We start from the raw sequence: 18372 nt of genomic DNA on the forward strand, positions 1-18372 counted from the left end.
CCCAAGAAACTAAAAGGAGAAATCATGAGCTTCTACATCGATATCCACGCCCTACAGACCCTTCCCCCCTCCAACATCAACCGCGACGATACGGGCTCCCCCAAGTCTGCTGTTTTTGGCGGGGTACCCCGCCAGCGTGTTTCTTCCCAGGCTTGGAAGTCTGCTATTCGTCAGGACTTCGTCGCCAACCTCGACACCGATAAGATGGGAATCCGCACCAAGCGAGTAGCCGAAAAAGTCGTTACCAAAATTCAGGAAATTTCTGAAGGATACGACTATGACCAGGCTCTTTCCGAGGTTGCAGAAGCTTTCAAAACAGTAAAAATTTCCCTGGCTGAGCCCAAAAAGAAGAAAGAAGAAGAGGCGCCGAAGACCCTGGAATCCGGTTATCTTCTGCTGGTCAGCAACCAGCAGATTTCACGCCTGGCCCAGGCAATCATCGATGCTGAAGGCAGCAAACTGAAAAAAGCGGATGTAGAAAAAATCCTGGACGAACAGCACAGCGTTGACATTGCCCTCTTTGGCCGTATGCTTGCTGACGCCCCCGACTTCAACGTTGATGCCTCCTGCCAGGTAGCCCACGCTATTGGCGTTCATGAGTCAGAGCCTGAATTCGACTACTTCACCGCAGTCGATGACGTTGTCCGCGACGCAGACGAAACCGGCGCAGGCATGATTGGCACCGTCGAGATGATGTCCTCCACCCTCTACCGCTACGCCAACATCAACTTCACCGGCCTACAGGCAAACTTGGGTGACAAGGAGGCCGCTGTAGAGGCCGCAACCCAGTTCATCAAGAGCTTCATCACCGCTATGCCCACCGGCAAGCAGAACAGCTTCGCTAACCGCACCCTGCCCGAGGCAGTAGTGGTTACCCTGCGTGATGACCGCCCAGTTTCCTACGTCAATGCCTTTGAAACCCCTGTCAAGGAGAGCGCGGAGAAGGGCCGCCGTTACCAGGCAGCCACTGCCCTAGCCCATGAAGCACAGGAGCTGGCAGAAACATACGGTCTGGAGCCCGTCAAGAGCTACTTTCTTGCAGTAGGAGACCTCAAGGATGCCCTAGAAAACCTTGGCCAGGGCGTAAACCTCAAGGAACTCCTTTCCGCAGTTGAAAGCGATCTTTCCGAGGTGCTGGCAGACTAATGTACTCGCTACTCCTCAAATTCAAGGCGCCGCTACAGGCCTGGGGAGCTGAGAGCCGGTTCAAGGTCCGCCATACCAACAACGAGCCTACAAAGTCAGGAGTTATTGGGCTTCTTTCCGCCGCCCTGGGGCGCGACCGTCAAGAGCCCGTAGACGACCTGGCCCAGCTTGAATTCGCGGTGCGGGTAGACCACCCAGGTCAGCTGACTCGCGACTATCACACGGCCCGTAACTGGTTCGGTAAGGACAAAAATTCCCAGCTCAGTACCCGCTACTACCTGGCGGATGCTGTCTTTCTGGTAGCCCTAGCTTCACCCCAGAAAGCGTTCCTGGAAGAACTAGAAGCCGCCCTGCGGCGTCCTGTCTATCCGCTCTACCTAGGGCGGCGGGCCTGCCCCGCTAACCCTGATCTAGTACTGGGTATCAGAGAGGGCAACGCGGAAGAAGTTCTGCGAGCAGAAAATACCTGGTACGCACCCAAGTGGGCTCAGCAAAACGCCGGAGAGCTTGTCTCACTTGCGATCCTGCGCGATGCCCGCCTAGGCGAACCAGCAGATACCTTACGAGATATCCCGGTAAGCTTTAATCCAGAGTTCCGGCAGTATTCGCTACGGTCTGTTTTCCGGGCAGAGCCCTTAGAAATCAACAATCCTGAGGGAGAAACTGAGCCGGAGGACGAATTCATGAAGGTGGTTACTGAAGCATGAGTTTCTTTTCCCGCATACTCATCAATCCCCAGCGTCGTGAAGCGCGAAAGCTCATAGCCAGCCCCCAAGCCATGCATGCTGCCGTCCTCTCTGCTTTCCCGCCAGATGTGCAGGCGAGCGCAGACAGCCGGGTACTGTGGCGGCTCGATGTTAAAGGCCCTTCCTATACCCTCTACGTTCAAAGTCCTGAAGAGCCGGATCTACGGCATATTCAGGAGGCCGCCGGCTGGGAGTCACGTCCTGCTGAAGTTGCTCATCTTGGTAAGTTGCTAGCCAGCCTAAGGGAGGGCCAGGCCTGGTCCTTCCGGCTAACTGGAAACCCGGTTAAGTCTCTTCCTGTAGAAAATGGGAAGCGTGGTAGGGTCGTCCCCCATGTTACTGCTGAACAGCAACTTGGCTGGCTAGTGCATAAGGCTCCGCAATGGGGCTTTAGGGTAGCTGAAGGCTCTGAGCCAGGAAGTTACCTGGCAGCTGTCACTTCACGATCTGACCAGCGTTTTAGCCGTGCTAATCCTCACGATGACGGACGACGTGCTTCTGTGACCCTCCGGCAAACCCAATTTGACGGGGCTCTTGTTATCACCGATGTAGACCTCTTCCGAGAGTCCATACTCAAGGGCATGGGCAAGGGAAAGGCCTATGGATGTGGTCTGCTTACTATCCGTAAAAATTCTTCCTAAGAATCTGGGATGCACACTTGTGTGCATCCCAGATTCTTTTATATCTCTCAGATCCAGGAGAAACCCATGATTGGTGCCACCCCACCCACCACCAAGGAACTCACCAGAAGTTCTGACCGGCTTTCCTTTATCTATGTTGAGCACAGCGTTATCCATAGAGAAGACAGCGCTATTACCGCAGCTAATAGCCAGGGAACCGTGCATATACCTGCCGCTTCTTTAGGCGCTCTTATGCTTGGTCCAGGCACCCGTATTACCCACCACGCCATGATGTTACTTGGCGACTGCGGTGCAACCGCGGTGTGGGTAGGTGAGCAGGGGGTACGCTACTATGCTCACGGTAGCTCCTTGGCTAAAACCACTCGTCTGCTTCAGGCCCAGGCAGATAAGGTCAGTAATACTCGCAAGCGCCTAGCTGTTGCTAAGGAAATGTATAACATGCGCTTCCCCGATGAAGATGTCAGGGAACTAACAATGCAACAGTTACGGGGCAAGGAGGGCGCTAGAGTACGCCGTATTTACCGCCAGGAATCTGGTCGTACCGGTGTGCCTTGGGATAACCGTAACTACGACCCCAATGATTTTGATAACGCAGATGCAATCAACATGGCTCTCTCGGCAGCGAATGCCTGCCTCTACGGGATAGTTCATGCGGTAGTAGTTTCTTTGGGCTGTTCCCCTGGTCTAGGCTTTGTGTATACGGGGCATTCCCGGTCTTTTATCTATGATATTGCCGACCTCTACAAGGCAGAAGTAAGTATTCCTGCGGCTTTTGAGGTTGTTGCAGAAAGCAAGGAGGACGTGGCGTCCAGAGCCCGCCGTGCAGTGAGAGACAAGCTCCGGGACGGCAAAATCTTGCAACGTTGTACTAGCGATATTCAGAAACTACTTCTCAGCTCGGAAATTGCTGAAGAAGACTGGCATACCGACGTCCTTGCCCTCTGGGGAGATCGCGAAGAAACGATAGAAAGCAGGAGAAATTATGGGGAGGAAGCATGATTGTTGTTATCCTCTCAAACTGTCCGCCTGCTCTACGCGGTGATTTGACCCGTTGGCTTTTAGAAATCAGTTCGGGAGTCTATGTTGGCAAGGTCAGCGCCCGAGTACGCGAGCACTTGTGGGAGCGTATTGTTTCTTCGGTACAGTCTGGTCGGGCGCTTATGGTCTTCTCTACCAACACAGAGCAGGGCCTAGATTTCAAAGTACACCGGCACCAGTGGGATCCCGTTGATTTTGAGGGCATAACCCTAATGCGTAGGCCTACGGTACCCAGCAAGCAGGTAGAGTCTAAACGTGGCTGGTCCAAGGCTAGTCGATACCGGTTGGGACGAAAAAGGTCGTAGAACAGAATTCGGCTCGTCCTGTCTCTGTGTGAGAGGCTGGTAGGTTCGGCTTTTCTGGGGCACTTGCGGGGAACACGGTAAACTGGTGGGGCAATACCTTCACCGTCTATTTGCTTTGAGGTTCCCATGGCTCGCCGCACCACCGCGCACGATGACTACCCCACCGACGTCGTCGAAAATATCGTCGATATCGACGTGACCAGCGAGATGGAAACCAGCTTCCTGGAATACTCCTACTCGGTCATCTACTCCCGCGCCCTTCCCGACGCCCGCGACGGCCTCAAGCCCGTGCAGCGCCGCATCCTCTACATGATGCAGCAGATGGGTCTGCGCCCCGACAAGGGCCACGTCAAGAGCGCCCGAGTGATCGGCGAAGTTATGGGTAAGCTGCACCCCCACGGTGACGGCGCCATCTACGACGCTATGGTGCGCCTGGCACAACCCTTCTCTATGCGCCTGCCTGTGGTCGATGGCCACGGTAACTTTGGTTCTCTGGACGATGGCCCGGCAGCCTCCCGCTACACCGAGGTTCGTATGGCCCCGGCAGCCCTGGCCATGACCGCCAACTTGGACGAAGACGTCGTGGACTTCGTCCCCAACTACGACAACCAATTCATGCAGCCGGCCGTCCTACCCGCCGCCTACCCCAACCTGCTGGTCAACGGCTCAGCCGGCATCGCCGTCGGCATGGCCACCAACATGGCCCCCCACAACCTGTGCGAGGTCATAGCCGCTGCCCGCCACCTGCTCGATAACCCCGAGGCCACCCTCAAAGACATCATGAAGTTCGTGCCCGGCCCTGACCTGCCCTCCGGCGGCACCATCGTGGGCACCACCGGCATTAAGGACGCCTACGAAAAGGGGCGCGGCATCTTCAAGACCCGCGCCAAGGTCTCCATCGAACAGGTCACCGCCCGCAAACAGGGCATTGTGGTCACCGAACTGCCCTACCTGGTTGGCCCCGAAAAGGTCATCGAAAAAATCAAGGACGGCGTCAACTCCAAGAAGCTGCAGGGCATCTCAGACGTCGTTGACCTGACCGACCGCAAAAACGGTCTGCGCATGGTCATTGAAATCAAGAACGGCTTCAACCCCAAGGCCGTGCTCGCCGCCCTCTACAAGCACACCCCGCTGGAAGACTCCTTCGGCATCAACAACGTAGCCCTGGTGGACGGCCAGCCCCAGACCCTGGGCCTGCTCGATTTGCTGCACGTCTACGTCAACCACCGCCTGGACGTCGTGCGCCGCCGCACCAACCACCGCCTAGGCAAGCGCCGCGACCGCCTACACCTGGTCGAGGGCCTGCTGGTAGCCATCGTCGATATCGACGAGGTGATCCAGATTATCCGCTCCTCCGACGAAACCGCCCAGGCCCGTGAGCGCCTCATGCAGATTTACGACCTGAGCGAGGTACAGGCCAACCACATTCTCGAACTGCGCCTACGCCAGCTCACCAAGTACTCCCGCATCGAGCTTGAAGCCGAACGCGACGAACTCTTGGCAGAAATCGCCTCCCTCGAAGAAATCCTCGGCTCCGACGTAAAACTCCGCGCCCTGGTCTCCGAAGAACTACAGCAGGTCGCCGACGAATACGGCACCGACCGCCGCACCAAAATCGTCACCAAGGACGAGCTGGCCGACGCAGTTGCCGCCCTGTCGGCGTCCGCCTCCAAGGCCAAAAAAGAAGCCGGCCTCTCCCTGGAAATCGCGGACGACCCCTGCTGGGTCCTGCTCTCCACCTCGGGCCAGCTGGGGCGCACCAGCGGCGTCAAGGGCCAACGCCCCACCCTGCTCGACCCGGGCAAACGCATCAAACACGACGCCTACCTCTCCATCGTACCCACCAGCGCCCGCGGCGAAATCGGTGCGGTAACTTCAAGCGGCCGCCTGATTCGTGTGCCCGTCATTGACCTACCCGTCCTCGAAGAAGCCGGCGGCACCCCCCAGCCCACCAGCGGCGTCAAGGCCGCGGACGCCATCACCCTAGCCCGCGGCGAAAAACTCATCGGCCTAGCACCGCTCAACGCCATCCTGGCCCTGGCCACCGAACGCGGCGTCGTCAAACGAGTCAACCCCGACTACCCGCTCAATGCCACCGAATTTGAGATCATGAAGCTCAAGCCCAGGGATTCGGTAGTAGGCGTAGCCGTCTGCGACTCCAACGACGATGTGCTGACCTTCATCACCGAACAAGCCAAACTCCTCACCTTTGATGCCGCCAAGGTACGTCCCCAGGGACGTACCGGCGGCGGCATGGCCGGTATGAAGGTAGCCGACGACGACAGACTCATCGCCTTCGGCGTCACCGCCCCCGGCGCGGACGCCCAGGTCGTCACCATCACCGACGGCGGTGATGAAGGAGCCACTGCCAAGGTCACCGAGCTCACCGAGTTCCCCCAAAAGGGCCGGGCCACCGGTGGCGTCCGAGCCCACCGCTTCCTCAAGGGAGAAACCGCCCTCGCCCTGGCCTGGGTAGGTGTCGGCCCAGCTAAGGCTGTCTCATCAGCCGGGGTTGCCCGCACCCTGCCTACCGAGTTCGGCCCCCGCGACGGCTCAGGCGTGCTCCTGGCCCAGAGCATCGACGCAATCGGCCCCAACTACCAGGCACTGACCTCCCCCGCACCTGCATCAGAGCTATCAGAAGAACCCGCCGACCAGCCTGAAGTTCAGGTTGAAGAAGACGCCCTCTTCTAGAAAGACAAAGTAGCGGGCGGACCTTTTCCTAAATAGCACCAGGGAAAGGGAGTGTTGGTGTGCCTGCCGACCCTCTTGGGCTCGCGCTGGGGCGCTCGCCCAATTCACGCCAGCCCCGAGCCCGCAGGCACACCAACACTCCCTCCCCTGCAGTCAGTTACGGGCGCGCCCGCTACTTTCTTCCGCTACACTGCTGAACGCAGCCGGGAGTTCACCTCAGCAACCACCTGCTCGGGGTTGGTAGCGGACGCCGTCACCCGCCTACCGTTGGCCAGGGTAAAGGTAACGGAAGGGCCGCCGGTGAGGTAGCCGGTGTTACCTCCGCCCATAATTCTGAGACCGGCCCCCTGTGCCAGACCGGTTTCTGGACCCACTTCTGCCTTCTCAATCTCGCTGTAGGGTAGCTCTTTCGAGAAGAACTTCATGGTGGTGACTTTGACGGAGGATTCGAGCAGGTCAATGCGGGTACTGCTGAAGATGATCGGAATAATGATCAGGGCTACGGCAGCTCCCACAAACGCCGAAATGTGAAGCCCCTGGCTGCTGCCGTCCTGATCAGCGGGGCCAAAAATCATGATAGGCAGGGTGACGCTCAACAGCTCAAAAACTATGAGCCCCCAGAGGGTGAGCTTGAAGTTCTTGGTCAGGGGCGCAACATAGCTGTGCTCTTGAAGAGTAGGCATGGGATTCACTCACTATCTGTCGCTCGAGCTCTAGAAATTTATTACCTAGAACACACTTTACCCCCCCATGGTAAATTTCCAGACAGCAGATACATTTCCACTGCCACTCTAGATACAGAAAACCCCTCCCATGGCGTCCTTTGATAGGAACCTTAGGAGGGGGTTTTCTGCCAGCTACCGAAGCTTCACCACGGTATCGCAGGCCGCGATGTCCTCGGCGCGGTGGGAGACCAGGACGACCGCAGGCAGCTTGGTCTTGCCCTTGACCTTCTGGCCTGGAGCACGCTTGGTACCGCGGGCTACCTCATTGATCAGGGCAATAGCGGCAGGGGCGTCAAGGTGGGCGGTCGGCTCGTCCATGAGCAGCAGGGGCGAATCAACCAGCAGGGTGCGGGCAATCGCAATACGCTGACGCTGACCGCCCGACACATAAGAACCACCAGCCCCCACCAGGGTCTGCAGGCCAGCAGGCAGGGACCGCACAAAATCGCCCAGCCCTACCCGGTCAAGTACCTCGTACATCTCTTCATCTGTGGGGCGCTCGTCCGCCGAACGGGCAATCGCCAGGTTATTAGCGATAGTGGACTCAAAGATATAGGCAGACTGGGGGCACCAGGCCGCGTACCCGCGCAAAGACTGGGCATCAAAGGCATGACCGTTCACCCGAATCTGCCCCTGCTCAACAGGCAAGAAGCCCAGCAGGGTAGCCAGAGCCGTTGTCTTGCCCGAGCCCGAGGGTCCGGTAATACCCAGCCACTGCCCCGACGATACAGACGCTGACAGGCCGGTAAAGACAGGCTGCTCCATATCGGGCCAGCGGGTAGCCAGCGAATCAAGTTCCAGGGTGATGGACTTATGAGCGGCACGGTTCTTAGCACCAATCCCGGGGTCCCCGAGGATATCCCGAATCTCTCCCTTACCGGCGTCCTGCCCCTCAACCGCAGCGGCAGCGTCCACCGTCTCAAAGTTAGCCCGGGTGCGGGCAACTAGGGTAGCAAAGGCGGGCCAGCCGCGGACAGCGTCCAGGTGGGCGGCGGTGCTCTCGAACAGGCCGGTCATCATGAGAATAACGATGGCAGCGGTCGGCGCGGTTACAGTACCAGCTTCAACTGCTGGCCAGACGCTAGCGACCACGGCTAAGGCAGCGCCCCACCAGGTCACGACCATGAGCCCCTGCCCCACACCAATGGCGCGGGAGCTCTTGAGACGGGAGGCCTGGGCAAAGCCGTCCTGACGGGAAACAGCCAGGGCGACGGTTTGGTCAAGGCCGTTGTTGTGCAGGTCGGTAGCAGCATCGAGAGCCGAGACGCCCAGGCGGAGCATGGCCGAGGTTTCCCGGCGGGCCACGGCGTCCGCGCGCTCGTCCGCACGCAGCACCACTGCCGGAATCACGAAGGTAGAGATAAGAATAGCGATGACGACCGGTAGCAGGGCCTGCGGGGTAGCCCAGGCGGTCACACCCAGCACCAGCAGCATCACAATCAGGTGGGCGGCAACGGGCAGGATGACGCGCGGGATAGCGTCGCGCAGCTCGTCAATGTCGCCGACCAGTCGGTCAAGAATCTTGTCGCCTCGCAGCAGGGAACGCACCGACAGGACGGTACGTCCGGCAGCATCCCAGGCGCGCACTCGCAGGGTGTTAGCCGCCCCCAGCACCAGATTGTGGGTGCGCAGGCGCTCGGCGTAGCGGGAGGTCGCCCGGCCCAGGCCAAAGAAGCGGACGCCGGTAACAGCTACCAGCAGGTACATCATGGCGGGCTGCTCGGCGGCGCGCACGATAAGCCAGCCGGAAAGCGCGGTAAGGCTGACGGCAAAGACCACGGTGAGTACCGACAGCAGGATAGGCAGGGCCATATCGCGCTTGCGGATGCCGGTGAGCTCCCCCAGGTGGCGCAGGGTTTTCAGGACGCCCGCCGCGGCCGGCTCTGCCGCCTGTTCGGTTGAGCTTGCAGCAGCCTGCACGGGGGCAGAGTCTTCGAGCTCGCCGGTGGCGACGGCGTCCGCCAGGGTTGCAAGAGCGTAACCACCCAGCCCGTCGGTGTTCTGGGCGGTGAGCTCCCAGGTAACGCCGTGGGGCTTTGAGGTCGCCTGGAGCAGGTTGTTGGTGGCGGCAGCCAGGGCGGTGTCGTGGGTGACGATAATCAGGGTTGCGCCGGTTTCCTGCAGGGCAGCTAGGGCAACATTCACCTTGGCCGCTGAAACCGGGTCAAGGTGGGCGGTGGGTTCGTCAATCAGTACGGTGACGCGTTCTTCCTGGGCTTGCAGGGTGGCAACGCGGGCCAGGGCGCGGGCAATAGCAAGACGGCGCATCTGGCCGGCTGAAAGGGCTTCCGGCGGCAGGTCGGCGAGGTCAGCCAGCCCTACCGAGTGCAGGAAGGAGGTGAAGTAGTCGCGGTCCTCAGCGGTAAAAGCGACGGAATCATCGAGCAGGGTTGAGGCGTAGTTGATGCCTTCGAGGGCACCTTCGCCGCGGGTTACGGTGGCGTAGAGGGCGACCTCTGCCAGGGCGGTGGGGGCGATGAAGGTGGGTGACTGGCTAATCCAGACGGTGGAGCCGGTGCCAGATACCAGGCCGGAGACGTGCACCGGGTCGGTGGTGCCGGTGGGTACCAGGTCGTTGCGCAGGGCTCCGCCCAGTACCGAGAGCAGGGTGGTTTTGCCGCAGCCGGAAGGCCCTGTGATTGCGGTGGTGGCTCCGTGGCGCAGGGTGAAGCTCACGCCGGTGAGGGTGCGGTCGCGGCCCGGGTAGGCGACAGAGAGCTGGCGCACCGAGATGCGGTCGCCGCCGGGGGCGACGGTGGCGTGGGGAATGGGCTGGTCGATGATGGCCTCGGCGCGGCGGAGGGCTGCCACGCCGTCCTCAGACTGGTGGTAGGCGGTGCCCACATCGCGCAGGGGCTGGTAGCACTCGGGGGCCAGCAGCAGGGCGAAGAGGGCGACGTCGAGCCCCAGGTTCCCCTCCACTAGGCGCAGGCCAATCAGCACCGCTACCAGGGCTACCGAGATGGTGGTAATCAGTTCCAGGGCCAGCGATGAGAGGAAGGCCGAGCGCAGGGTGTACATGGTGGCCTTGCGGTAGCGCTCCCCCAAGTCCCCCAGTGCCTTCGACTGGGCACGCGAACGCCCCAGGCCCACCAGCACGGGCAGACCTTTGACCAGTTCAACAATGTGGTCTGACAGGCGGAGCAGGTCGCGCTGGGCACGGGCGGTGTCTTCAGCTGTGGTTCTACCGATGAGCACCATAAAGAGGGGAATCAGGGGCAGGGTGCAGAGAATGACCAGGGCTGAGACCCAGTCATAGAAGGCGATAAAGACCAGTAGCAACGTCGGGACGACAGCCGTAGACACAAAGGCGGTGAGGGTCTTGGTGTAGTAGTCATCGAGAGCGTTTAGACCGCGGGACAGCAGGACGGCGGTGGCACCGGTGCCGTCTGGGGTGTCGATGCCGCCGGTTGCAAGGACGCGGCGAATGAGCTTGCGGCGGATGGTGGTTTTGGCGCCTGTCGCTGCCTGCTGGGCGTAGAAGCCCAGGGACCAGTCGGCGGCGGCGCGCACGAGTAGCGCGATGACACCGGTGACGGCCAGTGAGAGCAGGCCCGGCTGCATAAAGGGGGTGGCAAAGAAGATGCCGGTCAGCTGGGCCTGGCCGTTGCCAGCAAAGACAGCCAGCTGCTCGGCATGGGCTGACTCGTAGGTTTTGCCCTCGTACAGCACCGCGTAGGTCATGCGGGCCAGCAGGGTGATGGCGGTGCCCAGCACCGCGGCAAAGACAATGAGCGCCAGCGTTTTGAGCGCGGTGAGCACAGCAAAAACGGTGAGGTTTCTCTTGGCGTGGGGCCCCAGCGGGGGTCGTTTGCTCGGTATAGGAGCGGTCATTCTCGATTGTGTCCTTGGTGCCGCGAATAGTTTGTTCACTATTCTAGTGGGAACTTTCCAGCCGGGTATACGCCCGGTCTATGGCTGGGCCGTGGGTATGAGCACACCTGCCCACCCCGGGTAGGCGAAAGGACGCCGGGAGCTGCTCCCGACGTCCTTTCGTCTCTACGCCGTGAGCTAGCTGCTAGGCGTTGTGGGCGCTGGCGCGAGTGGCGCGGGTGGCCAGCTCGGTGGCGTCGTGGGCATCGGGGATGCTCTCCACGCGCAAGCGCTTGCGGAAGACCCAGTAGGTCCAGCTCTGGTAGACCAGCAGGATCGGAATACCAAAGAGACCAACCCAGCTCATCACGCTCAGGGTGTATTCGGAGCTTGAGGCGTTAGAAATAGTGAGGTTATAAGCCTCATCGAGGGTTGAGGGCAGGACGTTGGGGTACAGAGCTAGGAAGATAGCCAGCACGCCGAAGGCAACGAATACCGCAAATCCCGCAAAGGCTTTACCCTCGCTCTTGCGGCTGGCGAAGAACCAGGCAGCAGCCAGAGCCAGCACAGCCAGGACGGTCAAAGCATAGGAGATACCGTTGCCGGTGGTGACCTGCATGTAGACCACCCAGGCCACAACGGGGAGTACTAGCAGGGGCGAGAACTTGACCAGGGCGGACCCGGCACGGTGGCGCACCTCGCCGTCGGTCTTCAGCGCGATGAAGGCAAGACCCATAACCAGGGAAACACCGACCATGGACAGGCCGCCCATAAAGACAGCGGGAGTTAGCCAGGCGAAGGCACCGCCCACACGGTCACCGTTTGCGTTGATGGGCAGGCCGGTGGAGGTCAGCGCCAGCAGGGCACCGACCAGGAAGGCGATGAAGAAAGAACCCAGCGAGATGGCAAGCGTCCAGCCGGCGACCCAGCGCTCAGAGTCCTTCTTACCGCGGTACTCGATAGCAACCGCACGGAAAATCAGGGCCAGTAGGGCTAGGGTCAAGGGGATGTAGAGGGCTGAGAAGAGGGAAGCGTACCAGAGGGGGAAGGCGGCAAACGTGGCAGCGCCACCGGTCACAACCCATACCTCGTTGCCGTCCCAGACCGGGCCGATGGTGTTCAGCAGCAGGCGGCGTTCTTTCTCATTCTTGGCAAAGATTCGGCTCATGAGCATGCCTACGCCCAGGTCGAAGCCGTCCAGAATAATGTAACCCACCCAGAAGAAGCCGATGACGGCGAACCAGAGCGTCGGCAGAAGAGGCTGATCAGCAAAAAGCTCAAACATGTGTGTAAGCCCCTTTCTTAGTAGGCGAACGCGAGCACGTCGCGGTCGTTCTTCTCGTCGTTATCGTGCGGGTCCTCAACCAGCTCGGGCATGGCCGCTGCGACACCGGCCTTGACGTACTTAGCCAGCAGGTAGACCTCGACAACCATCAGGACGCCGTATACCAGGCCCAGGGAGATGAGCGAGAAGAGAATCTCGTAGCCCGAAACACCGGGTGAGACGGCTGCGGCGGTGAACATCATGATGGCGGGGTTGCCATCGGGGTTGGGGGCAACCACGAAGGGCTGACGGCCCATTTCGGTGAAGATCCAGCCGGTGGCGTTGGCACCGAAGGGGGCTAGAATACCCGCGATCGCCAGGTTGGAGATCCACTTGGCCTCGGGGACTGTGCCTTCACCCTTCTTGCGGGTCACCCACAGAACGTAGAGGAAGGAGAGGGCACTGATACCGCCAAAGGTGATCATGCCGCGGAAGCCGTAGTAGGTCACTTCCATGAGGGGCAGGTATTCAACCTCGGTTCCGGCCCGTTCCCCGTAGAGTTCGGGGTTATCGGGGATGGTGGTGCCGTAGGTTTCCTCGTACTGGGGCAGCAGGGTGGTGATGCCGGGGACGTCGGTGGTGAAGTTGTTGTAGGCCAGGAAGGAGAGCAGACCGGGGATTTCAATAACAGCCTGCACCTCGTCACAGTTCTGGGCACCCGGTGAGGACAGGGAGAGAACGGAGAAGCCGGTGCCGTCGTGGCAGGCGGCTTCTGCCGCTGCCATCTTCATGGGCTGCTGCTCAATCATGAGCTGGGCCTGGTGATGGCCGGTAAAGGCGGTGCCAACAAAAGCCAGCAGGCCGACGATAGCGCCAATGCGCAGGGACTTGAACCAGACCTTGAAATCGGTCTTGTCGCGGGCGCCTTCGGTGGTTTCACCGACGATAACCTTGCCGTCCTCGCCGATGGTGTCGATACCGTCGCGGCGGCGCTTCCAGAGCTTGTACCAGGCGATACCGACCAGGAAGCCACCGGCAACCTGCAGGGCACCGAAGATAGCGTGGGGGTAGGCCACCAGGGCGGTGTTGTTGGTCAGCACAGCTAAGACGTCGGTCATGACGGGGCGGCCGTCAATCATTTCAACGCCAACAGGGTGCTGCATCCAGGAGTTAGCCACGATGATGAAGTAGGCAGAGAGCCAGGAGGCCGCTACAGCAATCACCAGGCAGGCTGCGTGTACCTTGGGGGCAAGTTTGTCCCAGCCGAAGATGAAGAGGCCCAAGAAGGTGGACTCGACGAAGAAGGCCAGCAGGCCTTCCATCGCCAGAGGGGCACCGAAGACGTCGCCCACAAAGCGGGAGTATTCGCTCCAGGCCATACCGAACTGGAATTCCTGCACAAGGCCGGTTGCAACGCCCATGATGAAGTTGATGAGGTAGAGCTTGCCCCAGAACTTGGTCATGCGCTTGTATTCGTGCTTCTTGGTTCGCACGTAGGCGATGTAGAAGCCAGCTACAACGGCACCCAGGCCCAGGGTCAGCGGAACCATCATGAAGTGGTAGACGGTGGTGATACCGAATTGCCACCGCGCTAGTTCGAGGGGATCCATTGACATCCTTGAGAGTTAAAGTGATGCACCGCCTGCGGGCTGGCAACCTGCCGTGGGCCCGGCGCAACGGTGCGGGTGTGTTTTGCTCTAGGATAGCGGGCTTGCATGAGCGTACCCTTAGGGTAGTTTTGACCTCTTCACCAGGTGATTTGACGCTTCACTAAAGGTCACTTAAACGCTAAGACTCCCGCTACCTTACTGGGGTTGTACGGGAGTCTCTGCCGGTTTTTACACCGAGTGCCCAGTTAGTGACACTTTGTCTAGTCACACCGGGGCGGCGAGTTTAACGGGGGCCGAGCAGACCAAGCTGGGCGACGGCGTCCTTCTCTTCAACCAGCTCTGCCACGGAGGCAGCAATGCGCTGGCGGGCAAAATCCGAGTGCTCTAAACCGTGAACAATCTCATATCCAATGGGTGGACTAACCCTATCTGGCAAGCGAATACTACCCAGGGTAATGAGGGCAGATACCTATCTAGGCCCTCATCGCTTCAGCAGGTTGGGCCTGGGCTGCTAGGTAGGCGGGGTAGGCGGCGGAGAGCATACCGGTGAGGGCGCCGATGGCGAGGCCGATCCAAATCCAGCCGGTAGACATGACAGGGGTCCAGCCCAGGTTGAGGCTGGTAATAACTATGCCGAGGGTGCCGAGGCTGGCTCCTGCGATTCCGCCCGCTAGACCGACGAAGGTTCCTTCGAGCAGGAAGATTCTGAGGATTGAGGCTTTGCTTGCTCCGATGGCGCGGCGCAGAGCTATTTCGGTGCGTCTGGATTGCACTGAGGTGTAGAGGGTGGTGGCGCTGGTGAGGCTGGCGAGGAAGATGAGGAGCCAGGAGATTCCGGTGACGAGGGTGGCGAGGTTGGAGGATACACCGCGTTGGATATTGCGCAGGTCGGCTACGGTGCTGACACTGATGGTTTCGGGGGCTACGGGGTTGATGATGAGAGGCAGGGCTTCGGCGAGGGGAGCCGGGTAGCCCGGTTCTGTGCGTATGAAAATCTCGCTTTCTACCACCTGGCTTGCCTGTTCAGGAGACAGGCCGTAGCTGAAGTTGGTGTAGATGTTGGAGCTAGCGGTTACGTCCCTGGGGCTATCTTTTACCAGTCCGAGGACAGTGACGGGTTTGCCGGCTAGCCAGATGATTCCGTTGCCGCTGTTGGGGTTACCTATGCCGAGTTCTTCGGCGGCTTTGGTTCCGACGAAGGCTACGGGGTGGTTTCCGTCGAGTTGCCAGAGGGCGTGGGGGTGGCTGACGGTTGCGTCGAGGTAGGTGAAGTGGTGTGAGTCTACGGCGTAGGCGGTGCCGCTGAATCCGCTGGGGAGGTTGGGGAGGGCACTGGGCGCGAGGTCACGGGTTGGGAGGTAACGGGAAGCTGTGACGGTTTTCGCGCCGGGGTAGCTGGCGATGTCTTGGGTGAGAGTGTTGATGGTTTTGCCGTCGTAGGCGGTAGTGGCGTCGGACGGTGTGATAGTGGCTTTGACGTCGTCGAGGGCTGCGGTGGCTAGGGTTTGGGAGACTTGTTGGGAGGCGGTGGCGGAGAGTCCTTGGGCGGCTATGAGTCCGCCGACACCGAGCATGAAGGCGAAGATGAGGGTGAGGGCTTTGATGGGGGTGATGGAGATGTAGTTGAGGGCGTCGAGGGCGTCGTCTACCCAGGGGCGGGTATTGCCTTCTGCTGTGGAGTTGGGGGTTGGTGTGCTGGGTGCGGTGGTGCCGGGTCTGGGGTGGGTGGCCCCGGTGTCTTTGATGATTTTTCCGTCGTGGAGGGTGATTTGGCGGGGTACCTGGCTGGCGAGGGTGGGGTCGTGGGTGATGAGTATGACGGTGGTGCCGGTGGCGTTGATGTCTTTGAGGTGGTTGAAGACGCGCTGGGCGTTGTTGGAGTCTAGGTTGCCGGTGGGTTCGTCGGCGAGGAGGACTCTGGGTTGGGTTGCCATGGCGCGGGCGATGGCGAGGCGTTGGCGTTCGCCGCCGGAGAGTTCGTTGCCTTTGGCGTTGGTGCGGTGGGTGAGCCCTGTTTTTTTGATCCAGGTGGCGGCTCCCGTGGCGCGGTCGGTAAGGGGCCGGTTTTGGGTGCGGAGCCCGAGCATGGCATTTTTGGTGACGGTTTCGTAGCCGAGCACGTGGGAGGCTTGGAAGATGAAACCGAAGTAGTGGGAGCGGAGGGTGTCGCGTTCGCGGGCGCTGACGTCCTTGAGGTTTTTACCGTCGATGGTGTAGGTGCCGCTGTCTGCGCTGGTGAGTAGGCCGAGGATGTTGAGGAGGGTGGATTTGCCGGAGCCGGAGAGCCCGGTGATGGCGATGAACTCTCCGGCGTGTATGTCGAGGTCTATGGAGGACAGCGCGGGAATGTCTTGGTTCTTGTATTCCTTGGTGATTCCTCGGAGTATGATGAGTGGTTGCACGGGGGTTTCTCCTAGGAAACGCGGACGCTGGTGCCTTCGGTGAGGCCGTCTGTTTCTTCGATTCCGGCCCAGCCTTGTACCTGGGAGAGGACGGTGACGTTGATGCGGGTGTCGTCTTCGGTGAGGACGTAGGTGGTGGTTCCTTCTTGGCGGATAGCGACGGCGGGTACGGCTAGGTATTCTTTGGTGGAGGTGTTGAGGCTGAGGGTGACGATGGTTTTGTTGTCGGGGATTGTTGGCAGGTCTGGGGGAAGGTTGACGGTGAGGTCGTAGCCGGGTAGGAGGCTGTCGGTGCCTTCTTTGAAGTCACTGAAGCTGTAGTCGGTGGTGCGGGTGATTTCGCCGTTGGGGCCGGTGACGGTTACTTCGGGCTGTTCGTCGAAGTCAGTTTTTTGGGCGACGCCTATGCGGGCGGTGATGTTGCGGGTGCCGCTGTTGGTTTGGAAGAGTACGGCGTTTTCTGCGGTGTTGGTGCCGGGTGTGGTGACTGTACTGACCGGGGGTAGGTCTGCGGGGATAGGGAGGAAGGTGCCGGTGTGGAAGCAGATTTTTTCACCGCAGGGGCTGGTGTAGCCGATGTTGGCGAAGAGTCTTTCTGCGGCTTTTTCTGTGGGTTCGTCGAATTTTCCGGTGATGGTGAGTGGGTAGCCGAGTTGGTTGAGGATTTCTTGGATTGCTTCGATATCGTAGCCTGCATCCCCTGGGTGGACGTCGCGGTAGATGGGTTTGTTGGAACCGGTGACTGCGATGACGGGGTTGCTGTCTACGGTGGCGACGAGGGTTCCAGGACGTACGGTATCGCCGGGTTTGACGGCGACGGTGGTAACGACTCCGGTGCCCTTGTAGGTGATGTCTTGGGACGGGGGTACATGGACACTGCCCTGGTAGGTGGCGGTGGTGCCCAGGGTGCGGCGTTCTGCAGGGGCGTGGACGGCGAGAGTAGTTTGGGCGGAGGCGAGCGCCTCGTCCTGGCTGCTGGAGCTGTTTTTGCCGATGATGAAGCTGGTAACTGCTACCAGCAGGCAGGCGAGCACGAAGCCGAGGACGAGGCGGGGGTTAGCCACCCTGCGGGTTGGGTTCATGGGGTGATTCCGTTCTGAAGGAGAACTTGCTTGGCCTGAGTAATATATTCTTCCTTGCGCTCGGCAAGGGTGTTAAAGGCTGCCTGGTTCTTTTCAATGAGGGCCTGCTCGTACTGGGCTTGGGCGTCATAGTAGCGTTCCATGAGCCGCACGTCTTTTTTGCACTGGACATCAACCAGGGCCTGCTTGATGTTGGCTTCCTTTTCTTCTGGAATAATCGGTATGGGCTGCTCATAGTTGGTATCCATTGAGATGCCCTGTCCCTCTAGGCACTGAATCCACTCCTGGATTGCAGTGTGTACATCCTGGTCTTGAGATATCAGGGTCTGGACCTGGCTACCTACCTCGCTCAAAATAACCATGTCTCCGACTGGCCTTGCAGAAACGCCACCCATGATAACGGGTATTTCATTTCCTTGGGTCTTTTCTAGGCAATCTGTTTGCACTTTATCTCGATCAGGATTTTCATCAGTTTCACCCTGGTCAAGGTAAACCTTGCCTTGTACCGGGTTGATTTCATATCCATATTTTTCAGCAAAGGGATATGACCAGACAGCAAAGGGAATATGTGGCCTGTACTCAGTTTGGTAGGTGTGACGGCTGGTTTCATACCCAGCATTATTCACGCATTGTTTAAAAGGGAAAAAGTTTGCAGTGACAATCATTGTAGATTCGTCCTCAGAATGAACATAACGGTTGAGGGGAGTTTCTACAATTTGTTTCTGCTCATCAAATATGGCGTGAATATTTTGATAGGCGCTTCTATCTACCTCTGGGATATCTAGAGTAGAATCTAGGTTGCTAGACTCGGGTTCTTGTGAAGCCTGGTTGCCCGTGTTTCCACAAGCAACCAGACACAAGCAACCGATTATCATCAATGAGGTGGTTACTTTCTTAAACATTTAT

Annotated in this window: 13 protein-coding genes and 1 pseudogene; 6 read left to right on the forward strand and 8 right to left on the reverse strand. The window is 59.5% G+C overall.

Annotated elements, in window-relative coordinates; translation table 11 throughout:
• The first annotated feature begins 24 nt into the window (after positions 1-24).
• The 6 genes from cas7e to L6762_RS02150 all read left to right on the forward strand — a co-directional run bounded on the left by cas7e (position 25) and on the right by L6762_RS02150 (position 6570).
• Positions 25-1146 carry a type I-E CRISPR-associated protein Cas7/Cse4/CasC gene (cas7e, locus tag L6762_RS02125; protein WP_237185353.1) on the forward strand — a complete coding sequence of 374 codons (1122 nt, stop codon included), beginning with the start codon at positions 25-27 and terminating at the stop codon, positions 1144-1146.
• Complete coding sequence (cas5e, locus tag L6762_RS02130) at positions 1146-1853, forward strand: type I-E CRISPR-associated protein Cas5/CasD (protein ID WP_237185354.1); 708 nt, start codon at positions 1146-1148, stop codon at positions 1851-1853. The genes cas7e and cas5e overlap by 1 nt, the downstream gene beginning before the upstream one ends.
• Entirely contained in the window at positions 1850-2533 is a 684-nt protein-coding gene (gene cas6e / locus L6762_RS02135; protein ID WP_237185355.1) for a type I-E CRISPR-associated protein Cas6/Cse3/CasE, read from the forward strand. The genes cas5e and cas6e overlap by 4 nt, the downstream gene beginning before the upstream one ends.
• A gap of 66 nt (positions 2534-2599) precedes the next feature.
• A complete protein-coding gene (cas1e, locus tag L6762_RS02140; RefSeq protein WP_237185356.1) occupies positions 2600-3532 on the forward strand; it encodes a type I-E CRISPR-associated endonuclease Cas1e in 933 nt (310 codons plus the stop codon).
• A complete protein-coding gene (gene cas2e / locus L6762_RS02145; protein WP_237185357.1) occupies positions 3529-3876 on the forward strand; it encodes a type I-E CRISPR-associated endoribonuclease Cas2e in 348 nt (115 codons plus the stop codon). The genes cas1e and cas2e overlap by 4 nt, the downstream gene beginning before the upstream one ends.
• A gap of 126 nt (positions 3877-4002) precedes the next feature.
• Entirely contained in the window at positions 4003-6570 is a 2568-nt protein-coding gene (locus L6762_RS02150) for a DNA gyrase/topoisomerase IV subunit A (RefSeq protein WP_237185358.1), read from the forward strand.
• Positions 6571-6755: 185 nt separating this feature from the next.
• On the opposite strand, the gene L6762_RS02155 is transcribed toward L6762_RS02150, so the two are convergent.
• The 8 genes and pseudogenes from L6762_RS02155 to L6762_RS02190 all read right to left on the reverse strand — a co-directional run bounded on the left by L6762_RS02155 (position 6756) and on the right by L6762_RS02190 (position 18368).
• Positions 6756-7253, reverse strand: a complete 498-nt coding sequence (locus tag L6762_RS02155; RefSeq protein WP_237185359.1) for a hypothetical protein — start codon at positions 7251-7253, stop codon at positions 6756-6758.
• Between the two features lie 174 nt (positions 7254-7427).
• Entirely contained in the window at positions 7428-11129 is a 3702-nt protein-coding gene (gene cydC, locus L6762_RS02160; protein ID WP_237185360.1) for a thiol reductant ABC exporter subunit CydC, read from the reverse strand.
• A 184-nt stretch (positions 11130-11313) separates the two neighbouring features.
• Positions 11314-12393 (reverse strand): cytochrome d ubiquinol oxidase subunit II, encoded by a 1080-nt coding sequence (gene cydB / locus L6762_RS02165; RefSeq protein ID WP_237185361.1) that lies wholly within the window; start codon positions 12391-12393, stop codon positions 11314-11316.
• A 17-nt stretch (positions 12394-12410) separates the two neighbouring features.
• On the reverse strand, positions 12411-13982 hold the full coding sequence (locus tag L6762_RS02170; protein ID WP_237185362.1) for a cytochrome ubiquinol oxidase subunit I: 1572 nt from the start codon (positions 13980-13982) through the stop codon (positions 12411-12413).
• Between the two features lie 283 nt (positions 13983-14265).
• Positions 14266-14388: pseudogene (locus tag L6762_RS02175) on the reverse strand (malate dehydrogenase); the annotation flags it as partial.
• A 67-nt stretch (positions 14389-14455) separates the two neighbouring features.
• Positions 14456-16384: an ATP-binding cassette domain-containing protein gene (locus tag L6762_RS02180; RefSeq protein ID WP_237185363.1), complete on the reverse strand. Its 1929-nt coding sequence runs from the start codon at positions 16382-16384 to the stop codon at positions 14456-14458.
• Between the two features lie 11 nt (positions 16385-16395).
• Positions 16396-17466, reverse strand: coding sequence for a peptidoglycan-binding domain-containing protein (locus L6762_RS02185; RefSeq protein WP_237185364.1), 1071 nt, complete (start codon positions 17464-17466; stop codon positions 16396-16398).
• The gene (locus L6762_RS02190) at positions 17463-18368 is read right to left on the reverse strand and encodes a hypothetical protein (RefSeq protein WP_237185365.1); all 906 of its coding nucleotides are present in this window, start codon (positions 18366-18368) and stop codon (positions 17463-17465) included. Before L6762_RS02190 ends, L6762_RS02185 begins: the two co-directional genes overlap by 4 nt.
• Between the last annotated feature and the right edge of the window lie 4 nt (positions 18369-18372).

It is taken from the genome of Rothia nasimurium, assembly GCF_928381705.1.
Lineage (GTDB): Bacteria > Actinomycetota > Actinomycetes > Actinomycetales > Micrococcaceae > Rothia > Rothia nasimurium_G.

What these genes read in the sequence shown, in the direction of transcription:
- L6762_RS02150 (WP_237185358.1), top strand. Translation starts at nt 4,003, where the DNA reads ATGGCTCGCCGCACCACCGCGCACGATGACTACCCCACCGACGTCGTC.
- L6762_RS02190 (WP_237185365.1), bottom strand. Translation starts at nt 18,368, where the DNA reads ATGTTTAAGAAAGTAACCACCTCATTGATGATAATCGGTTGCTTGTGT.
- cas5e (WP_237185354.1), top strand. Translation starts at nt 1,146, where the DNA reads ATGTACTCGCTACTCCTCAAATTCAAGGCGCCGCTACAGGCCTGGGGA.
- L6762_RS02170 (WP_237185362.1), bottom strand. Translation starts at nt 13,982, where the DNA reads ATGGATCCCCTCGAACTAGCGCGGTGGCAATTCGGTATCACCACCGTC.
- cas6e (WP_237185355.1), top strand. Translation starts at nt 1,850, where the DNA reads ATGAGTTTCTTTTCCCGCATACTCATCAATCCCCAGCGTCGTGAAGCG.
- cydB (WP_237185361.1), bottom strand. Translation starts at nt 12,393, where the DNA reads ATGTTTGAGCTTTTTGCTGATCAGCCTCTTCTGCCGACGCTCTGGTTC.
- cydC (WP_237185360.1), bottom strand. Translation starts at nt 11,129, where the DNA reads ATGACCGCTCCTATACCGAGCAAACGACCCCCGCTGGGGCCCCACGCC.
- cas2e (WP_237185357.1), top strand. Translation starts at nt 3,529, where the DNA reads ATGATTGTTGTTATCCTCTCAAACTGTCCGCCTGCTCTACGCGGTGAT.
- L6762_RS02185 (WP_237185364.1), bottom strand. Translation starts at nt 17,466, where the DNA reads ATGAACCCAACCCGCAGGGTGGCTAACCCCCGCCTCGTCCTCGGCTTC.
- cas1e (WP_237185356.1), top strand. Translation starts at nt 2,600, where the DNA reads ATGATTGGTGCCACCCCACCCACCACCAAGGAACTCACCAGAAGTTCT.
- L6762_RS02155 (WP_237185359.1), bottom strand. Translation starts at nt 7,253, where the DNA reads ATGCCTACTCTTCAAGAGCACAGCTATGTTGCGCCCCTGACCAAGAAC.
- cas7e (WP_237185353.1), top strand. Translation starts at nt 25, where the DNA reads ATGAGCTTCTACATCGATATCCACGCCCTACAGACCCTTCCCCCCTCC.